Here is a 19,625-nt window from a genome sequence, read left to right as displayed (position 1 = left end):
TATTAAGGGCTTTAATCTATACCCCCGGCAGGATTCGAACCTGCGACCTATGCTTTAGGAAAGCATTGCTCTATCCAACTGAGCTACGGGGGCTTCGTAATTAAGTACTGTTATAATAGCCTCTTTGGTATTTCGTCAAATGACTCGTGAAACGGTTTTGACTTTGTGTCACTAAAACATGATCGAAATCATCTTCTCTGATTACGTCTGTCATATCATTTGAGGTTCAGTAACTTTCCCGACAGCTTTATCGAGAAATTGGAAGTCTTTTCTAGAATTGAATACCAGATCACTTTGATTATTCGACTTTGACATTGTCCGTTTTAAACAACATCGGCTTCATATGAGATTGTTCAGAACAAATCAGATCAAGTTCGAAATCATTGCTCCCCAAAGATTCACGGAACATTCTGACGATCACAACTTATTGAAAAAGAAAACTGAGGCCTCTATTCGTCGAACGCTCCTTACTCAATTTTCGATTTCAGTCGATACGGTTTGATTATTCTGATTGAAGCTCCATACGAGCCTACAGAAAACCGCTCCCTATCAGGATGTTCCATAGAAACAAGCACACCCAATCATCTATGTATAGTAAGGCAGCTAAGCACCTCTAATTGTCCAGTGCTCAAACGATATCAAATAAAGGTACGTTCTTATGGTGATTGTATAGTTTCTTAATTCGTGTCGAAAGGTGTGTTAGAATGGACCAACGAAAGTCACCTTACTTTCAAAGTTCTTCTATTCCCACTCAACAATTTCAATGAATCAAAGGAGCATCCACGATGACGGGCCGCATATTCATCGCAATGGTAATCGCTACCGCAACCACATGTATCACACACGCACAAGAGAAACCAGTTGACGACTCGGGATATCCCTATTCGATTTTATTAAAACGCGGTCAGGACACTCTGGTGCATGCATCCGATGATTCGATCGTCGAATATTACCACCCACATGCAACTGATGACTGGAAAATTGTCATGAACATCACTCCGACAAAAGAGAGAGCGACCTGGGTCGCGCTAGGACCGCAGGGCCCTATCCGTGTGCAAGGTGTAGTCATACTGCGTCTGGAAGGTAGCGGTACTAATGATTTAAAATTGAAGTATCGCTACATCAAAAGACCATAAAGATATTCCCACAAAAAGACCGAGTCGCATCAAACAAAAAACTGTATGCCTCGGTCTTTTTAGTGTATCGTTAAAAAAACGGCTCTTTACGACAACCTATTTGGGAGAGCATAGATTTTTATCATAATCTGGTATGATTGCCTCCCCATTTATCATTTCTTCCAGCCTGACTCTGAACTGAAAAGCAACACTTTCAGCGCATTTTCATGTCGATTTGTTCGGGTGAGAATCAATGTTAGCCCAACATTTCATTGTTTGCTCACCATTTTTTAACAATTGACGAGTAGTATACGACCACATCAGGAAAGGGACCACAATCCCTGTTCCGCTATGGTCAGTCAAGACCCAAACCGGCATTATCCCGCCTTGAAAATTCAAAAGCTGTTCTAGATTCTTTTCTTTTTCAATTTAAGGAGATTAGAAAATGATGACGTTACGTCCATTTTCTTCCCGGGCTACCGGTACGTTAAAACAATCCTCAAAAAATCGTCATGGATTTACGCTGATCGAATTATTGGTCGTTATTGCCATCATTGCGATTTTGATTGCCTTGTTGTTACCCGCCGTTCAACAGGCACGTGAAGCAGCACGCCGCACACAGTGTAAAAATAACCTGAAGCAAATTGGTCTGGCCTTTCATAACTTCCACGACGTGCACGATCATCTTCCAACAGGAGCTCGTGATGGTGCAGGGACTTCATTTGCTTGCTGTAACGCAAGAGAACGTGAAGGCTGGAGTTGGAGTTATCAGATTCTCCCCTATATGGAACAGGCAAATATTTATGAACTGGGCACGGATGATGACCCTGTGGGAACTTATCCCATTGTCGCGCGCGAAGGTATTAAAAGTTACTACTGCCCCAGTCGACGTAAGCCGACTTCTTATGGTAGCGGATTTTATCGTAGCGACTATGCTGGAAATGGGGGACAACGTGGACCAGGTGGAGTCGCCAGTGCTCCCAGTAATGGCCAAAAGGGCGTTCTTGTTCAAACCACCGCGGTTACTGAACTGCGTATTAATGATATTAAAGATGGTGCGTCTAACACCATCATGGTTGCCGAAAAAGCATTACACCCTGATCGTCATGGCTCTGATGGTGGTGATAATGAGCCTTGGAATAACGCGGGCTGGGATGAATGTGTCATTCGTTGGGGCGCTGGTATTAACAGTGCCGGTCTGGAATATGGCATCCCTCCCCTACCCGATTCCGATGCACCTACCAACACCGTAGGTGTCGCTGATAAAGGTGGTGTTAACTGGACTAACTGGCATCCCTACTTCGGCTCAGCACATCACGGTGGTATGAATGCCTGTCTGGCCGATGGTTCGGTACGTTTAATTAGCTATAACATCGATGGCGAAGTCATGCGTCGGATCAGTATGCGAAACGACCGGGAAACGGTCGGCGAGTTCTAAAATCGATTGACTGAGTATGCCCTCAAAAAAACGCCATTGCGAACGCAGGGCTTCCGACGTTTTCCCCCCGGAAACGAAAGATGCCCTGCTGTTGGCAACCAGCGCATCGAAATAATTTTGCTTTACTACAAGAAGAATCACTTCAAAGGAAAAACTGTGAAATTACTCTCTTATGCCCTATTATTAATGTCTTTATGTCTGTTTCCTGGCTGTGGCTCCAGCGATGAAACTTTATCTTCAGGCGAAATTACTCCCGAAGTGAAGAGTGAAATGGAAAAGGAAAAGCAAGAAGTCTTCGAATCCGAATCCGCCCATCGTGAAATGCAGGAAAAACAAGCGAAAGAGGCGAAGAAAAAGAAGTAGTAGAGTTTTATGAGAAACTTATTTTCTTTCAGCATGCTGTGAGATCTGCTGATCATAATACTCAATGAGTTTTTCAATGGTCCATTGCTCGTTCCAAGCTTGAGCTATCAGGCCATCATTCGGAATGCGGCAGCCAAACTCCTTTTGGATTTCTAAGTCAACAATCAATGGTGTCAGATCGTCAAACGGTCCCCAGAAAAGAGGTCCAAAGGGATCTTCTGGATACAACGGCGGTGGTGATTCAACAGGTTTTTCAAGGCCAATCGCTTCAGAGATGATCAATCCGATTTTTTGTTTTGTTGGATTGTTGAGCCATTTCTGTGTTTTATACCAATTTTCAATAGTTCCTCGTGCATCCAGTTGTACAACAATCTCGTCTTCGATGGGGTTTAGTACTTCCTGTCTAAAGCGCCTCCATCTAAATAGCCAGATAATATATGCTACAACCCAACCCAGTATCGGAATATGTTTCATTTTATATTCAAAACTTTCTGGTGATGCAGGAGGCAGATCTGATGGTGGCCATACTTTTGGATAATTAAGTGGTTTGTATATCGGATTAGCCATAATTATTTGCTGATTGAATAGAATATCAATTTACTAACCATCGTTAATTCACGTGGTCACTACAATGTCTTTCCGCTCGATAGAAACGTGTCCTGATTTTCGAAAAGGACGTGGCATCGGTTGAGCTTTGCCGTTGGCGTCGATGGTACGGCAACGAAGCGTATATTTTCCTGCGGGTAAGCCGGGCATCAGTATCGCCCAGTGGGCTTTCATTAATCGCATCGGCCACGCATGAGGCTTTCCGGTTTGATTGTCGAAACCCATGGTGTGCGGCGGAAATTTATTATCGGGTAAATCACCACCCCATTGATGGACGTCGGGGGCCAAGAGAATTTCGGCATCAACCCAGGGCGCTGTTGTGAAATAGCGATCCTCTTTGGGAAGACTCTCACCATTCTTCTGCATCCAGACTTGAACTTTCGCAAGCCCCGCCGTTCCCGATTGGGCGTAGCCCGTAATCGGGATTGGCTGGTTGGGCTTTACTTTTTTAGGGAATGAAAGCGTGGACGCATACGTTTTCAGCGTGCTGTCGATGTCATTGTTCCCATTCGCATAGGTATCATTAGCGTGAAACAAGTTGGAAAAATAGATATGAGTCAGCCATTTGATGCACTTAAATCCATACGCTTCAGGCACAACGATGCGCACAGGGGCACCACGTTCCGGATTCAACCACTGGCCATTCAGTTTGTAACACAGAATGACGGGAGGTAGGCCATCCGGATCTTCCAAAACACGGTCGATCGGTAACGAGCTTTTGAAAATCTGTTTTGGATCATCGTTATGATAGCCCTTAAAAAATACCCGGCGAATGTTATCGCGTGGCTTTGTGAGCCAGAGAATCTCTCGTAATGGGACTCCTTCCCAAACTCCCGTACCCAGGGGCGTTCTGATATTCAAACAGGTCATCACCTTTGAAAAGCGAACCGCATGCTTTTCTCCTAACTTGAGCAATGCTTCAAAGTCGAGTGCGTTCCCTTTTTCTTTAGTGAGAGGATTTCCAAGCCGTGCTTTGTGTTCCGGATCGCTAATGACTTCAAGTGACCAGGTATCACGAGTTAAACCGACTTCTTTCCTTTTTGCTTCACTGAGCGAATGCGGCTTGGGATTTCCGCGCGAGACATCTCGAAACGCTTTGGGAACAGTGAGATTGGTTTCGAGTTGGTCAATCGCTTTTTGAAGAGCGGGATCTCGCTTCTGAACGTCTGCCTGCAATTGATTCAGAGCCGTAAGGGCAGCAGCTCCCGCGATACCATACTGTAAAAAGTAGCGACGCGATAATTGAGAATGCTCTACCAGGAATGTTTCCAGTGAATCAGACATGCGCGTGCCTCTTTGGATAAGGAACCGAAGACCTCTTCATCTAGAACCATTTTGATACTCTTTGATGCATTCCGTCAACGAGTATCTTATAAATACATTAGAGGAATCATAAGATCGTCCGCTCTAGGCGGTGTGAACATTCAAACGTATGACTATGGCAGCGAGCCAGACGAAACCTAGGTAGTTGTTGGCCTTCTTTTCATATCGTGTTGCGACTCGGTGGAAGCGTTTGATGCGACCGAAGAATCGCTCAATCACGTTGCGGTTGCGATACCGAGTTCGGTGGTACTTCTTCTTTATGTTGCGGGTTGGATTGAGAAGAATGCAGACTTTTATACCGTCCCTCCTTGAATTAAAGGCAGTCTCGGCCAATTATAAGACCAACATAAGATCAAGTGTCCACACTGACTAAGGCATTGGCCCAAGGAACTGAAGGAGCTGAAACCGTACCTGGTGTAACGCTCGCGCGTTAAGATAAACAGAACGTTATTTGCTGCAAAAATCTTGTGCGAAGTGAACTCTAATTCCAGGAGTCGATGATGCCCCACCTGATGAAACGACTGACTGCTTTCGTGTTTGCCGCCATGATGTTGAGCGCCGTCGCGACGAATGCCGACGACTCCACCGAGCCCGAGCCAGTGTTAATGACCAAGCACGCGCTCACTGCAAAGCAGGCTCAGGCAATACAGAAGGCCTGGGCCGATCATCTCGGAGTCGATATGATCGTCGAGAACTCTATCGGGATGCAGCTGTGTGTGATCCCGCCGGGAACGTTTCCAATGGGAAGTCCACGAGACGAAGTGGATCGAAAGGGCGGAGAGAGACATCAAGAAGTGACGCTCAGTAAGCCGTTTTTTATCGGAAGGTATGAAGTGACTCAGGGCGAATGGAAGCGAGTGATGGGGCCGATCCTGAGACAGCGGACAGTAGGCGCTGGTGACCGTTTCCCCGTCTATCAAATCAACCACACTGAAGCGGCTGAATTCTGCCGGAAGCTCACTCAACTCGACCGCGAGGCTGGCAAGCTGCCGAAGGGCTACGAATACCGATTGCCGACGGACGCGGAGTGGGAATTCGCCTGTCGAGCCGGAACGCTGACCGCAACGTACTTCGGCGACAAGCTGAGCAGCAAGCAGGCGAATTTCGATGGAGGTCGTCCATACAACGGTGCCGAAGAAGGTCCGAATCTCGGCCGAACGGCAGAGGTTGGCAGTTACCCTTCCAACGCCTGGGGCTTACACGACATGCATGGCAACCTGTGCGAGTGGTGCCTCGACTGGTACCACGCAAGTGCGAAGGGCGGCGTTGATCCGGTGCAACTCATGCCCGCGCCACAAAGGCTCATCAGGGACGGACGTCATTCCTATTGGGGCCGTTACTGTCGGTCGGCAAATCGCTACTACGCCGCCCCGAAGGACCGCCGTTCCTCAATCGGCGTCCGTCCTGTCCTCACAAAACTACATCTCGATAAGTAGTAGAGATAAAAGATGCGTCACACAATTGATTTTCCACACCGCCTAGTGATACTTCAAGAATAGAGACTATTGATCGAATACCATTAAGCCATGAGGACCATCGGGAATCAGCATCTTGTCGTGATGAACACAAATTCTGCCCGGATTTCCAATGGTGTGAAATTGTTTGATTAATTGCGGCTTTGTGAGGTCAGAAACGTTGGCAATAGTAACGAGGCCCGTTGCTCGATCTGCGATGTAAAGCCGATTGTTAAAAATAGACGGTTTTCCCAAATGATGTCGACGAGTGCCTAATCGATGCAAAGTTGATTCCTTGAAAGGACGTTGTTCTTTTCGATCAAGCAAAACATATCCACCACGTGTTGTGACGAGTGCTTCATTGCCAACCGCGATTAATCCATTTGAGGCACCAAAGCGTTCAGGGTGATTATCTCCGCTGAATTTTGGCTCAGAGTGAGAGCTATTTTGCAGGTCATACCAATGGGTTCCTGAGACATGCCAGAACGCGGCTGCATAGCGGTTCTCGACCAACCCTCTCAGCAGTTGATCGCCATAGAGCAACCCGTGACGGTTTTCTTTTAGAATCCGTTTAGGCTTGGAAGGATTTTTGACATCAACAATCAGAAGGGTATTAGCACCATTTTGGATCAAAGCATATTGACCATTGCCAGGAACTTCGACCTGTTTGACAGGCCCTCTCTGCGGAAGGTAGCGACCAAGTTGTTCAAATTTGTTGTCGCGTGAAAGTTTGTAAATTCCTAAACCCGCAATCCCTTCAGCAACATAAACTATCGAGTCTTTCACGAAAACATCGGTTGCGAATCCATTCGTGGGAAGTTTTGAGAGCCGTTTTAATGCGGGCTTTAGCTGAAGTACTTCAATTCCTCCATTTCCACAAGCGAGAATCGCTTTCTCGTCTAACATATCAATCGCATGAATTTGGCCATCTGTTTTGTAAAGTTGATATCGGTTTGATTCCGGAGTTGATTTCAAGGGATGGATTACAGGTGGGGTGTTCGGTTCAGGATCGGGCACACGCGCCTTGCCCGGTGCAGCGACAATATGTAAGTCAGACCAGCCGCCGGCAACATAGACATAATCTTTAGTTAAGGCTAGCGAGCCAACATAGCTACGAGCTTTGCGTCCTTGCACGTTGGGCAAAACGGTACGACCTATGATCTGAGGTTGTTTCTTATTAGCCACATTGACGAGAAACATACCATTGTGTGTATCAGATACAAACGCAAGATTGTCTACGACAGTGACTCCCCACATATCATTTCCGATATCAAAAAAGGGAGGAAACTTGATACGGGAAAGGAATTTTGGCTGTGCAGGATCGGTCAATTCAAAGATTTCTAATCCATGTCCACGACCATAACCGGGATCGCCCGGCTGACGATGTTTTTCGCGTGAATGATGTCCGGTTGCCGCGTAAAGATAGTTACCTCTCACATCCACACCGTCTCCAAATCCATCCAAGTTCACTTTCGCGGTAATTTTTGGTTGGCGTGAGTTTGTAATATCAATCACAACAACTTCCGAGGTCGCCCAGACACCGGCATAAACAAAGTTATCTCTAACTGCTATTGATTGGGCTTCACCTGTTCGCACAGTACTTAAATGGAGTGGCTTTTCCGGATTCGAAACATCAACCAGTTCCACACCATAATGACGCAATGCCAAAAAAAGTATGTTACCAGACACCTCAACACCGGTTGCAAATTCAACGGAATCATAGTGCGACAGCAGTTTCGGGTTCGCTTGATCTTTCACATCGATAATAAAAGCCCCATCTTCGCGCGAACCAACATAGGCAATACCATCTTTGACTGCGATTTGCCGGGTGCTTCCCAAACCCTCGATTTTGCCAAGGACCTTGGGTTTAGCAGGTTTTGAAATATCAAGAATACGTAGTGCGCCTCTACCAATGGCGTAAGTGATGTGACCATCAATGGCCACATCAATAGTGGGACCGATCCCTGCGTCGGCAACGATAGGAAGATTGGTGACTGCTGCCGGTTCTTGCTTTGATAGTTGCGTTTTTTGCTCTTTCAGAATTTTTTGTTGATTAAAGTAGAACGCATAGGCATGCAAACCCACAACAGTGAACAGGTAATTTGTTTCGCCTGCACTGATTTTTTTCAGGTCAACCGTTTTTAACATACGCCAGATTTCTGGTAGGTGCGTCTGAATCAACTCCGGATTTTCGCTCATCATCACCATATGATAGCCGGTCAGGGGAAATCGAACATGGGCCAACACAGCCAAAGCTTGCTGATCGAGCATGGCCGGTTGATAAAGCTTCCAGGCTTGGGCACTGCCATGCAATTCGGAATCCTTCCAGTTCCACTTACGTTGGAGATCTTGCCACTCTTGTTCTTTATGAAACTTGCGATACATTTCTCCGGGGAAGTCTCGCGACATTTGTATTTTAGCAATGTGCTCTAATAGACGATAAAGAGTGGCCTTTTTTTCTGTATTTGGTTCAAAATGGAATAGAGCATTCACACGAAAGGCCCCCTGATTGGCATAGATTGGGTGTCCATTAATTTTAATGTGTGGTCCCACATGCATTTTCTGCCAGCGCAGGCTATCTCGTTCCGACAGAAATTTTTCATATGCGTTTAACCAGTGTTTGTTCCCTGTCCCCTGATAAAGCGCATAAACAGAGGGTAAAAGAATCGAAACGTGTTGAGAAATAAAGCCGGTCCAGGCAAAGCCAACATGCGCCTGGGTAACTCCATCAGCGCGTCTAATCGACCAACCATTTTTTTCCAGACGTTGCCCCACTTTTTCCAGTGATTGTTTGATCCAAGCTTTTTCATCGGTAGTCGCTAAGGAGGAACATGCATAACGAGCGAGGCTAATAATGTACGTTGTATGTTGATCCATGGAGGAATCATCAAAATAAGCACTTTTGTCGTCAGGATGTGGACCACGCGGGACAAGGCCTGCAAGAGCCGGCTTTCCTTGTTTGGGATGCGTTTCCGGGAGAGAACCGATCATTTTCAAGGCTTGAAAGCAACGTTTGATATTTTGCTTGAGGAAAGGATCCGGTTTTGCTTCGTAAGCATCTAAAAGTGCGATCAGCATGTGGCCAGTGTGCAGCGAAGTATCGGCAATTCGCGATCCATACCCCCATGGTTTAGGTTTTTCTGCTTTGACTTCGTCGGGTGTGGTCCAACTCTCTTTTGTTGACAACCGCGACCCATAGAGAACATAAGTTTTGGGGTGCTGAAAGTCTGCGAAATAATTTTTCGCTAATGAGAAAACGTGCTCGACAAGTTCCTGTTCGCTACAGGGAAAAGAGTTCGATTTGTTATTATTCTTGACCTCAGCAAAAGCGTTTAGTTGCAAAGAGCTAATGTAGAACAAGACAACAAGGTTCATGATTACTGAACGGCATTGTCGTGTCCTAAGTATCACATAACGCATTTTGAAAACTCCGGTTCGGAAACAAGTCAATAAACTCTCATGCTACTTGACTGTTCGAGCAAAGTCTAGCAGACGTTAAAATTGTTATGTTTTAAACTTCGTAATAAAGATGGTCTCAATTCACTCTTTCTGTGTGTTCATTTCAATGGCAACAAACACTTTGATTAACTCTCTGTTACTCATGGGTGTTTTAAGTATCTGCGTGAAGCAAAAAAGCATCGCTGATTTCTTTCAGCGATGCTTTTCTGTTCCGGAATCGTCGATTTGATATCTATCTCACTCAGATCAACAACAAACTCAATTAATTGATAACCAGAATGAAATTCTTCCCATTACTCAGGGACCACAGGCGAAACAAAGTCTCCTGGTTTAAATGCCACTACAGAGCAGTCGACTTTTTCGAGCATGCGTTCGGCGGTGTTGCCGATGAAGAAACCGCTGATGCCTGAACGAGCTAATGTGCCCATGGCAAGCAGATTGATATCGTGCTCTTTGATAAATTCGGGAATCGCTTCCTCGGGAGAGCCCTCGAGGACATGCACTTGCACGCCGTACGTCAATGTGCGGAAGTCGGTTTGGGCCAATTGTTCGTTGAGTTCATTCTTGACCTCTTCCATGATATCTTCGGCACATTTTTGAAGCGTCTCTTCACCGACTCCCAGGCCTTTGAGTCGAACTTCGAGCTGCGTATCAATCGCATGTACCAGATGAATCTTTACATCGGCAATTTGTCCCATCGAAACAATGAAGTTCAAAATCTCGCTGCTGACTTCACTCATATCGCTGGCAACGACAATTTCAGGAATTTCGGGCTCTTCCCCGATTTTAACAGCGTATACGGGACAGGGACATTGACGAAACAAATTCATCACTGTTCCACCAAACAACCGCCCCGTAAAACCATGGGGACGCGTACCTACCAGCACCAGATCGTGTTTATCTTCGATGACTTCAAGAATAATTTCACGCCAGGAAGAACCGAAGGCAACTTTTGCAGAACTATCAATCCCTTTTGCTTTTGCTTGTTCGATGAGTCCCACCATCACTTCCAGAGCTTCATCTTCTACATTTTTGGAAAAATGATTTCGATCTTCTTCCAGTAAATGTTTGGTATGGGCAGACAAATCAATCGCAGCAATAAATTCCAGTTTGGCATTGACCAGGTCAGCCAGCCAAAGGGCACGTTCGACCGCTTCTGCAGTTTGTGCGTTTAAGTCGGAAGCGACTAATCGATCAGCGTGGGTCAAGTCTACGCCAACTAAGATTGAATTGATGTGTTGCATGGGTCTACTCTCTAATTAGTGAATCAGCAATACTTAGGCTTCATACTACTATTATGACATAATTTATTACGTGTTCCTAGCAGATCCTGGAAGATTTCCAAATCTGAAAAGTGAGTTATACCGAGTGTAACGTTCGATTTCCAACCTAACCTTTTCTCTTTTGCATTAACAAAATAAATTCGTGAACTTTATTGACACGAAAGACAGAAGGAAATCCTAGCGGCCTCAAATTATTATATTCCGATTGACGATTCCAGATAATCAAATCATCATAAATAAAACCGATCTGTTGCAGTCTGGTTGCTAAATCACTATGAAAAGGAAAAAACTGACTTTTCTTTCTTAAATCCATGACAACCACACAGCAATATCCCCCCGGACGCAGGGCCGTTAAAACCTGTCCGAAAACCTCCTTTAGTTCGTCCAAGAATTCTGCATAATCTTCCACGACGCCCAGATCCTGCTCGTGATTGCCATAATGCCGCACCGTTTTATGATCGGCTGATCGACGTTGATTCAAAACGTTCCAATAAGGGGGCGAAGTAATACACAAATCGACGCTTTCCGGCGAGACCATTTCAGACAAATTCAAAGCTGAGCCATGATGCACACGCGACTTAAATTCTAACTTCTCTGTATCCGGACCAGAGTCTACCGCTTCGTCAGCTGAGTGGACAACCTCTTGAATACGCTGATTCGCCAGCGCTGCATATTCTTCAGATAACTCGATCCCGACCCCTGTTTTTCCCATTTTTTCCGCGGTCACAATGGTACTGCCCGAACCGGCAAAGGGGTCGAGAATTACATCTCCCTGAAGCGGCAGGAACGTTTCGATTAACCGTTCAACGAGCATCTCCGGAAAGATCGCTGGATGTTTCAGCCGCGCTTCTTCGGTCGACTTGCGAATGTCACTCCAGACACTGATCGAATTTTGAATCCACTTCTTCCCTCCCAGCGCGTTATAGGGCTTGGGCATTGTGCGGGTTCGTTTTTTTCTGGCTGGTGATTCTTCAGAACTCGACACGCGGTGGAAAGCCTCCTGCTCAGATAGAAAATCCTGAATAACGCTTGAACATTGTTATTTGCATCATACAAAAAGATTCGTTACAGACTTTGTAAATAGGCGTTTAAGTCAGCGAGATCTTGGGGGGAAAGATCTTTTAAAAGTCCCGAGGGCATCAGTGATGTATTTTTCTTGCTTTCGAAATCAATTTCTGCCGCCTCGATACGTGTGGTTTGATTATTTGAGTTTCTCAATGTCAGTCCATCTACAGAACGGTAAACGACCAACCCTGTATAAACTTTTCCATCAACGGTACCGACGACAGTTGTCTGATAGCGGGGGGAAACGTCCTGATTTGGTGACACGATTGCTGTAAACAGATCTTTGCGGGAAAATCGTTTCGCGGCCCCCGTTAATGCCGGGCCCAGAGCACTCCGATTGCCATGACATTGCACACAGGCTCGTTTTCGGAACAATGTTTCTCCACGCTCTTTATCGCCCAGATCCCAATCGACGGTTTCCAGCAACTTGTTGAGTTTTTCCGCTTCAGGGCCGCCTTGCTTCAAGAGTGAGGCAAAGACTTCAGGATGCTCTGTTGAAACCCATTTTTCCCAGGCTTGTATCAACGCGCGCTGCTTATTCAGGTCGGCGACATCTGTGGCCGAACCCAATTGTTGACCAGTCCATTTCTCTAAGAGCTTCACAATTCGAGATTGCAGCTTTTGCTCTCGCTGATCGCGGCCCAATCTTCGTAACGTGGCAAAGAGTCGAACGACTTCTTCCGGTTTCTGAGTTGTCTCCAGTTTTTCCAATGCAGAGACACAAGATTCCAGTAGTTCGATTTGAGAGGACTCCAGCCCCGCTACAAATTTATCTCGGTCCTGTTCTTCCGGGTTTTCCGAAAGCACTGCTAACACGGCTGCCTGAAGTGCAAATTCTGCATAGAGATTGCGAATCATTTCCCGATGCTCCGGCTTTTTTGACTCGCCAAAAACAAAGACCACATCATTGTTCCAGTGAAAATCAGGATCTGCTTTAATTTTTCGTTCAAAGGCTTCAATGGCTTTTTCCAAAAACTGCGGTGGCAACTCACTCAGAAACAGAACATGACCGGGCAAACCAAATCCGGGTTGCTCGACGATTTGCCGTGGCAGGTCGGCATCAATTTTGACAAGTTGCGCGTAGAGTTCAAAAAAACGGTCGTCCCAGTTTGTATCTTGTGGAAGCTTGAGCCGCAGTAATTTTGCATCAATCTGCACCAAAGCGTTTGCAATTTTTTTAGACTGTGCCCTACTGCGATCACTGGGAATCCGAGCGGCAACGATCAAATAATGCACATCAGAAACAGGACTCGATTCCTCGGTTATCTTCGCAAGTATCTGGTCCAGTAATTTGGGATTGTAAGGTGCGAGCATCGCCAGAACACGGGCTAATTCATGATCCAACACTTCGTGACTGCTTGGGAAGGCCTGCATCAGACGAATACGAATCGGGTCAAGATGACGTTCATACTCGGACAGATCAGCGCCATTCGCGTATCCATCAAAGACCGCTGCCATCTTCGTCGGAGGACCTAAATCACCGAGGCCTAATTGAATTAACCTGAGCGCTTCGAGCCTGAGGTCCGTTTGATTGTCTCCCTCAAAAACAGTGATTCCAGTACGGACCGCGAGGGGTACAACGCCCCCCTGCTTCATAATACTGGCATAAGCAAGTGAGATCTGTGCGGCTCCTTCGGAAGCGGCAATACCACTTGAAAGTGTTTTAAAAGTCTCATCATTCAAAGTTGCTGCCGCTCGGGACGCTGATTGCCTGACAAAACGTTGAGGGGCTCCCAGCGTCTTCTGCAATCCAGAAAGGCATTTTGATTGATCAATTTGATCGCCTAACCTCTGGAACGCTTCTAAGGCGAAGCGTGCGACGAGTGGAGCATCATCTTTTAACAGAGCATTCAACATCTCTGTATTTTGCTCAGGAGTACTATGGTAGCCCAATGACCATGCGAGTCGTGCTCGCACACGCTCCGATTTGACCAGAATTAATTGTTCAACGATCCGATTGGGAAACCCACCAAGTCGCTCCGTCACAATTTCAATCGCACGGATGCGTTGAGCGACCGGGCGACTCTCGTCTAAGGCAGCTCGATAAAAATCTTCAGGCTGCAACGATTTCACTAACGGAAGCCACTTTGCGCGTGACCAACTGCTTAATGGCTGAGGGGCCGACAAACAGGCATCGAGCATTTGTGTCACTGTGTCTGATTGTACGTTTTCATTTCCAGCCGATGACTGTGATTTCAAATCTGGTTTTTGCGCGACAACAGGCCCTGTATATTCAATACGAAAAACACTACCACGTGTTCCGCGTCCCCCGACACTCACGAAGAGTGAGCCATCCGATCCAACTGCAATATCTGTCGGCGCAAATCCAAACTGCCCGACCCCTGTGATAAATTCAACTGGTTCGCTCGCATACGTCCCCTGAAAATCCTGCAACGGAATTGCGTGGACTCGACCAAAGGTCCAGTCGGCGACGAATAACGCCCCCTGGTATGCTGTTGGAAATCGTGAATGTTGATAGCAGGTGACTCCTGTAGGAGATCCGCGATGAAAGGCGGCAATCGCAGGCGGCATGTCCAGAAATGTATCAGGACGTTTCCAACTACGGCTGCGCCAACCCGCATTGGAACCAGGCAAAATATGAAACACGCGTGTGGGTCGATACCAGGGGAGGGAAATATCACGCTCGCCATCACTGTCATAAGTGAAAACATCGCCATTGGGCGAGAAAGAAAAATCGTAAGCATTGCGAAATCCATCAGCGACGACTTCGCCTGCTGTGAGATCGGGGCTCAACCGCATCAGAGTTCCCGCGTAAGGTTTTTTAACGGGAGACGTTTTACGGGTGATGTAACTGGCATTGATACCTGCCGTATTTCCCAATAGTAAATACCACCACCCATCCGGACCTCGTTGGATCGAATGCGTATTATGTTCGCCCCCGGTTTTCGTTTGCAAAAACACATCCGGCTTACCATCTGCTCGATCATCTGCGTTTTGATCTCGATAACGAATCAGGCCGGCATCTCCCGTGCAGAGTAAATCTCTGCCGATGAAGTACATGCCTTGTGCGCCGGTCTTGGGACCATCTACATACTGCTGAAATGACTCGGCTACGCCATCCTCATCCGCGTCGATCAGAATGCGAACATATCCGGGACCGGAAACCACAACTCGACCCAGAGAATCAATCGTCATGGAATAGATGTCGTGGGCCAGATCATCGTCGGCATAGAGCGTCGCGCGAAAGCCTTCAGGAACTTTCAGTCCAGAAAACTCTTCGGCTGCCGAACAGGGAGCAACAGTGATTCCTGCTATGAACAGCAAACAGACTAGCGGCAACCAACCTCGATTTTCAGAGCGTTTAATATTGAAACGAAGCATCGTACCTCATACTTGGTGTTGAACTATGTGAAAAAACCCCGATCACTGTACCAAATATGAGTCAATGTCAGGCTATGAAACTACTTAAACAGCGTTCACATCGCAGTAAAGGTATCATAGTACTTAAAGACTGTTGAAGGCAATGCCCTCTTTTGACACCGGCTAAGAAATCTTTTGTACAAAACTCTGAGGTTCCTGCCCTCATTTCTGTCTCATTTCCAGAAATCAGGCCGCCGATCCAGGGTTTCCGCGACGATTTGAATAATTGCCTGTCGCTCTTCCATAGGAAACCTATTAGGTGTGACTTCCCATTTCTGATCCAAATCCATGTCCGTCGCGTTCAGAAACGAATAGACTTTTCGCAAAATTCGTAAACGTGCAGGTTCTGGCATCTTGTTGAAACTGTCGGTGTAAATCAAATAGCTCAAACGATGGCGGAACAGTTTGGTTTTCAAGTCAAACTCTTTGAGCGATCTCCCTTGGGTATCACGTTTTCCCTGTTCTTCAAACCAACTTCGATAAGCGGTGGTCCCTTTGAGGGGACTTGTGATTTCTGCTTCATCCATAAACAGCAGGTAACGCACCAGACGGTCTTCGACATCCGACCGTAAACCTAACTGCTGTTCCATACTTGCACGGGTGATTAAATTATGACCGTGAACCTGATGATCAAAAATTAAATGCGCGACGAGATCAGAGTGCGGATTCATATATTTAACGGTATCGACAAATTGATCGATTTGTTTCAAATTCGCGCGATAAGCGGGATCGGCCTTCGATTCTTCGATAGCCGCCTTGCCAAATATATTTCCGAGATGCACCATCTCGCCGTGGGTACCTGTGACATACCAGCCCCCCCAACGTTTTTCGAGAGGTTTGTCATGCGAGATTTGGGAATAACCGGAAATCGGACGACCATGCTGATCGGTCAGAAAAGAACGCACCAGCAAGCCGGGAACGCGTAAACTTGAGCTACCTCCATGACAGGAGAGACAACGTTCTGAACGGACAAAACGAGGTCGCGCCGCTGGTTGTTGATCCATTTCAAAAAAGATGGATCCTCTCAATGGATCAACAGATGCGATTTCCATCGCCCGCGCACCGGGAACCCAGCCTACGTAGACGTCATCGTTGAAATAGATTACCCGCGGATTGGTGGGTTTGATCAAGCGTGGATTAAGGGCCGTTTTGGAGTAGACCATCAGTTGTGACGCTTCGGGAATCTCCAGGGCTTTTAAGACTTCACGCAAATAACCCCATTCTGCATCGTATTCAAGTTTGAGTGTCTGTTTTTCTAATCTGAGATTCATTTCGGTAACGGGATCAGATAACGTTCCCTTCCCATATTCCACTGGTTTCAAGCCGAAGGGAATCGGGTCCCGAAACTCAATCTCTTTGACAGATTCAGTTGGTTTGGGAGCGATCAAAGGACTTTGGGCGCGCACTTCTAAAACAAAGCCGCCGAGCAGTAAACAGAAAGTAAAAAAGTGTCGCATCGCAAGTCCACATTTACAATTGATCAATATTCTTTGATGGGATAGGATTATAAGATCCGGTGTACTCATGACTTCCATCAAATTTGGTGAAAACTCATCTTATTTGGTCTTCACGATTTGCATTTTCAACTTGGTTAGATTTCAAAATCATGCGAAAATAGTAATATTGCACAGGGTCAGTAAATTGTTGTCAGTGTTGACTCATTCATTTAAAATCCATATGAATCAACCAGGATTTGTGACTTATCGCACAGAAGATCCTCATCCTGACACCGATATAATACAATACGTAGTCATCCGACAGGTTCACTCCATTACAGAGTTTTCTGGAAGGGTTTCGTTTTGAAATCTCCCCGCCATATTACCGCTATTATAACAGTCTTTGCTGCCCTGGTCTGCTCCTCAATCGGCTTAATGGCACAAAAACCATCGCTTCCCGATCTATTCGGACAGAAAAACGCCTCTGCGGGGAATCCTGCCCCTAAAGCAGAGGTGAGTGTCAGCCTCACGCCTCAAGACGCTAAAGCCGGGGATACCGTCACGCTTTCACTGGCGATGATGATTCCTGAGGGCTGCTATACCTACTCCACAAGTCCTACTTTCGGGGGTGCGACCAAGTTCGTGATTGAAGAGTCCAAAGGTTTGACCTCCGTCGATAAACATTTCAATGCGGATCATCCGCCGAAGAAAGTCTTTGAACCGCTGTTTGGTAAGGAAATCGAAAAATACTCAAAACATGTGATTTGGAGTCGCCGCTTCAAAGTCAATCAAGATGTGAAAGATCCCACAACAGTCCAGATCAAAGGACAAATGATCTATCAGGTTTGTGATTCAAAAAACTGTGTACCTTCGCAGTACTCCTTTACAGCCACTTTGTCAGGCAAGAAAGAAAGTGCGCCGCTCACACAAACAGTCGTCCCTGAACGCCGCTCGATACCCGATCCGGTGGAATTGACGTTTGCCTTAGCCCCCTCGAAAACCAGTCCTGAAAAGTTAGTACAACTTACCATTACGATGACTTTGGATCAGGAGTTTCATACATTTGCATTAGATCAAGACAAGAAGAATGCGGGTTTACCCACTCATATTGAAATTTTCAAACTGGAGGGTTTGAAACCGGTTTCCAAACAGTTTGCTGTTTCACCGGAACCCAAAGTGGAAACACATGACGATTATACCCAGCGAACACACTATGACAAAGTTGTCTGGACGCGCGAGTTTGAACGCATCCCCGGGGATAAAGAGTATGGCGTAGAAGGCAAACTGACTTATCAGATCTGTAACAAAGGGAGTTGTCGACGACCACTGCCTGTCGAATTCCAATTAGGAAATCTGACCAATGCAAAACCGGTGGTCATGTCTTCAATTGAAGAGCTCAAGGGATCGGATGACGATGATGATGCCCTGATTGTTTCTTCAAGCGATGCTAGTAACCGTTCCCTTGCCTTAAACCTCTTTTTTGCATTTTTAGGCGGACTGATTCTAAATGTCATGCCGTGTGTGCTCCCCGTGGTTGCCATCAAGGTGATGAGCTTTGTGCAACAGGCAGGTGAAAGTCGCATGCGGATCTTCCTGCTGAATATTTTCTATTCGCTGGGTGTAGTCACTGTCTTTCTTGCTCTGGCTTCGCTGGCTGTCTTTGCCGGATTGGGCTGGGGTGGTTTGTTTCAAAGTCCGAAATTCAACATTGTGATGGCCTGTATCGTTTACGCCATGGGTTTGAGTATGTTGGGCGTTTTTGAAATTCCCGTACCAGGTATGGTTGGTTCAGCCGCCGGTGGTCAACAGCGAGAAGGACTGACAGGGGCTTTTCTGACTGGAATCCTGGCAACACTGCTGGCAACCCCCTGTAGTGGTCCCTTCCTGGGTCCCGTTCTGGCCTGGTCTGTGAAACAAACTCCGAACATTACCTATCTGGTCTGGCTCGTGATGGGCTTGGGAATGGCCTCTCCTTATCTGATCTTTAGTATTTTTCCCAAAGCGATCAACTATCTTCCCAAACCCGGGATGTGGATGGTGCGTTTCAAGGAATTCTCCGGGATCGTACTCATGGGAGCAGTCATCTTTATTATCTCATTTTTAGATGAGTCGCTCACAGTTCCCGTTCTCATCATGTTGTTGGGAATTACCACCGGTCTGTGGATGATCGGCAGCCTCTACTCTCATAATTCTTCGACTCAGCAGAAAATGACCGTGCGCGTTGCAGCGCTTTTGTTAACGGCTGGTATTTGTTTCTTTGGTTACGATATGAGCCAGAAATCAGCGAACCAACTGCCATGGGTTCCCTTTAATGCGACAGAACTGAATCAATTGCGAGAAGAAAACAAAACGGTGCTGATCGATTTTTCCGCTGATTGGTGCCTGACTTGCAAAACAAATGAAAAGTACGCATTAAATACCGAGGAAACGCTCGAACTGATCAAAAAACATAACATCGTTCCCATGTATGCCGATTACACAGACTACTCACCGACGATCAAAGAATGGCTGGATAAATTTGACAGTGTCAGTATTCCGCTGACGGTGATCTTTCCCGCGAATCAGCCCAACAAGCCCATTATCATTCGCGATCTCTATACGCAGGCAACCTTGCTCGAAAAGCTTCAAGAGGCTGTTGACGTACCTCCAAAGAAAAAAACGACTAAGCAGGCCATGATCTCAACAGTCGCACCCGAGTAGTC

Annotated in this window: 13 protein-coding genes and 1 tRNA gene; 5 read left to right on the top strand and 9 right to left on the bottom strand. The window is 46.4% G+C overall.

Going from position 1 to position 19,625, the window contains the following annotated elements:
• Positions 1-19: 19 nt before the first annotated feature.
• Positions 20-93, bottom strand: a tRNA-Arg gene (locus V144x_RS08230).
• A 692-nt stretch (positions 94-785) separates the two neighbouring features.
• Here V144x_RS08230 and V144x_RS08225 point away from each other — a divergent pair.
• The 3 genes from V144x_RS08225 (at position 786) to V144x_RS08215 (ending at position 2,916) form a co-directional block, all read left to right on the top strand.
• Entirely contained in the window at positions 786-1,136 is a 351-nt protein-coding gene (locus V144x_RS08225; protein ID WP_144984044.1) for a hypothetical protein, read from the top strand.
• Positions 1,137-1,560: 424 nt separating this feature from the next.
• Complete coding sequence (locus V144x_RS08220; RefSeq protein WP_144984041.1) at positions 1,561-2,553, top strand: DUF1559 domain-containing protein; 993 nt, start codon at positions 1,561-1,563, stop codon at positions 2,551-2,553.
• Positions 2,554-2,709: 156 nt separating this feature from the next.
• On the top strand, positions 2,710-2,916 hold the full coding sequence (locus tag V144x_RS08215; RefSeq protein WP_144984038.1) for a hypothetical protein: 207 nt from the start codon (positions 2,710-2,712) through the stop codon (positions 2,914-2,916).
• A gap of 18 nt (positions 2,917-2,934) precedes the next feature.
• On the opposite strand, the gene V144x_RS08210 is transcribed toward V144x_RS08215, so the two are convergent.
• From V144x_RS08210 to V144x_RS28660, 3 genes are all read right to left on the bottom strand, one after another.
• Positions 2,935-3,483: a hypothetical protein gene (locus tag V144x_RS08210; protein WP_144984035.1), complete on the bottom strand. Its 549-nt coding sequence runs from the start codon at positions 3,481-3,483 to the stop codon at positions 2,935-2,937.
• A 48-nt stretch (positions 3,484-3,531) separates the two neighbouring features.
• Positions 3,532-4,806, bottom strand: a complete 1,275-nt coding sequence (locus tag V144x_RS08205) for a molybdopterin-dependent oxidoreductase (RefSeq protein WP_144984032.1) — start codon at positions 4,804-4,806, stop codon at positions 3,532-3,534.
• Positions 4,807-4,929: 123 nt separating this feature from the next.
• On the bottom strand, positions 4,930-5,130 hold the full coding sequence (locus V144x_RS28660; protein WP_261343665.1) for a transposase: 201 nt from the start codon (positions 5,128-5,130) through the stop codon (positions 4,930-4,932).
• A gap of 212 nt (positions 5,131-5,342) precedes the next feature.
• Between V144x_RS28660 and V144x_RS08195 the strand changes: the two genes are divergently transcribed.
• Positions 5,343-6,281: a formylglycine-generating enzyme family protein gene (locus V144x_RS08195; protein WP_144984026.1), complete on the top strand. Its 939-nt coding sequence runs from the start codon at positions 5,343-5,345 to the stop codon at positions 6,279-6,281.
• Between the two features lie 66 nt (positions 6,282-6,347).
• Here the strand turns inward: V144x_RS08195 and V144x_RS08190 are convergent, their stop codons facing one another.
• The 5 genes from V144x_RS08190 to V144x_RS08170 all read right to left on the bottom strand — a co-directional run bounded on the left by V144x_RS08190 (position 6,348) and on the right by V144x_RS08170 (position 16,944).
• Positions 6,348-9,719: an LVIVD repeat-containing protein gene (locus V144x_RS08190; RefSeq protein WP_144984023.1), complete on the bottom strand. Its 3,372-nt coding sequence runs from the start codon at positions 9,717-9,719 to the stop codon at positions 6,348-6,350.
• Positions 9,720-10,051: 332 nt separating this feature from the next.
• A complete protein-coding gene (locus tag V144x_RS08185) occupies positions 10,052-11,002 on the bottom strand; it encodes a universal stress protein (protein WP_144984020.1) in 951 nt (316 codons plus the stop codon).
• Positions 11,003-11,147: 145 nt separating this feature from the next.
• Positions 11,148-12,026, bottom strand: coding sequence for a site-specific DNA-methyltransferase (locus V144x_RS08180; protein WP_232102761.1), 879 nt, complete (start codon positions 12,024-12,026; stop codon positions 11,148-11,150).
• An 80-nt stretch (positions 12,027-12,106) separates the two neighbouring features.
• Positions 12,107-15,448: a DUF7133 domain-containing protein gene (locus V144x_RS08175; protein ID WP_144984017.1), complete on the bottom strand. Its 3,342-nt coding sequence runs from the start codon at positions 15,446-15,448 to the stop codon at positions 12,107-12,109.
• 212 nt (positions 15,449-15,660) lie between these two features.
• Positions 15,661-16,944 (bottom strand): hypothetical protein, encoded by a 1,284-nt coding sequence (locus tag V144x_RS08170; protein WP_144984014.1) that lies wholly within the window; start codon positions 16,942-16,944, stop codon positions 15,661-15,663.
• A gap of 342 nt (positions 16,945-17,286) precedes the next feature.
• Here V144x_RS08170 and V144x_RS08165 point away from each other — a divergent pair, with 342 nt between their 5' ends.
• Complete coding sequence (locus V144x_RS08165; protein WP_144984011.1) at positions 17,287-19,623, top strand: protein-disulfide reductase DsbD family protein; 2,337 nt, start codon at positions 17,287-17,289, stop codon at positions 19,621-19,623.
• Positions 19,624-19,625: the final 2 nt, after the last annotated feature.

Source organism: Gimesia aquarii, from assembly GCF_007748195.1.
GTDB lineage: Bacteria > Planctomycetota > Planctomycetia > Planctomycetales > Planctomycetaceae > Gimesia > Gimesia aquarii.
This window is presented reverse-complemented; position numbering and strand designations above follow the sequence as displayed.

Coding starts and splice junctions, on each gene's coding strand:
- V144x_RS08175 (WP_144984017.1), bottom strand. CDS start 15,448: ATGCTTCGTTTCAATATTAAACGCTCTGAAAATCGAGGTTGGTTGCCG.
- V144x_RS08170 (WP_144984014.1), bottom strand. CDS start 16,944: ATGCGACACTTTTTTACTTTCTGTTTACTGCTCGGCGGCTTTGTTTTA.
- V144x_RS08195 (WP_144984026.1), top strand. CDS start 5,343: ATGATGCCCCACCTGATGAAACGACTGACTGCTTTCGTGTTTGCCGCC.
- V144x_RS08185 (WP_144984020.1), bottom strand. CDS start 11,002: ATGCAACACATCAATTCAATCTTAGTTGGCGTAGACTTGACCCACGCT.
- V144x_RS08210 (WP_144984035.1), bottom strand. CDS start 3,483: ATGGCTAATCCGATATACAAACCACTTAATTATCCAAAAGTATGGCCA.
- V144x_RS08190 (WP_144984023.1), bottom strand. CDS start 9,719: ATGCGTTATGTGATACTTAGGACACGACAATGCCGTTCAGTAATCATG.
- V144x_RS08205 (WP_144984032.1), bottom strand. CDS start 4,806: ATGTCTGATTCACTGGAAACATTCCTGGTAGAGCATTCTCAATTATCG.
- V144x_RS08225 (WP_144984044.1), top strand. CDS start 786: ATGACGGGCCGCATATTCATCGCAATGGTAATCGCTACCGCAACCACA.
- V144x_RS08220 (WP_144984041.1), top strand. CDS start 1,561: ATGATGACGTTACGTCCATTTTCTTCCCGGGCTACCGGTACGTTAAAA.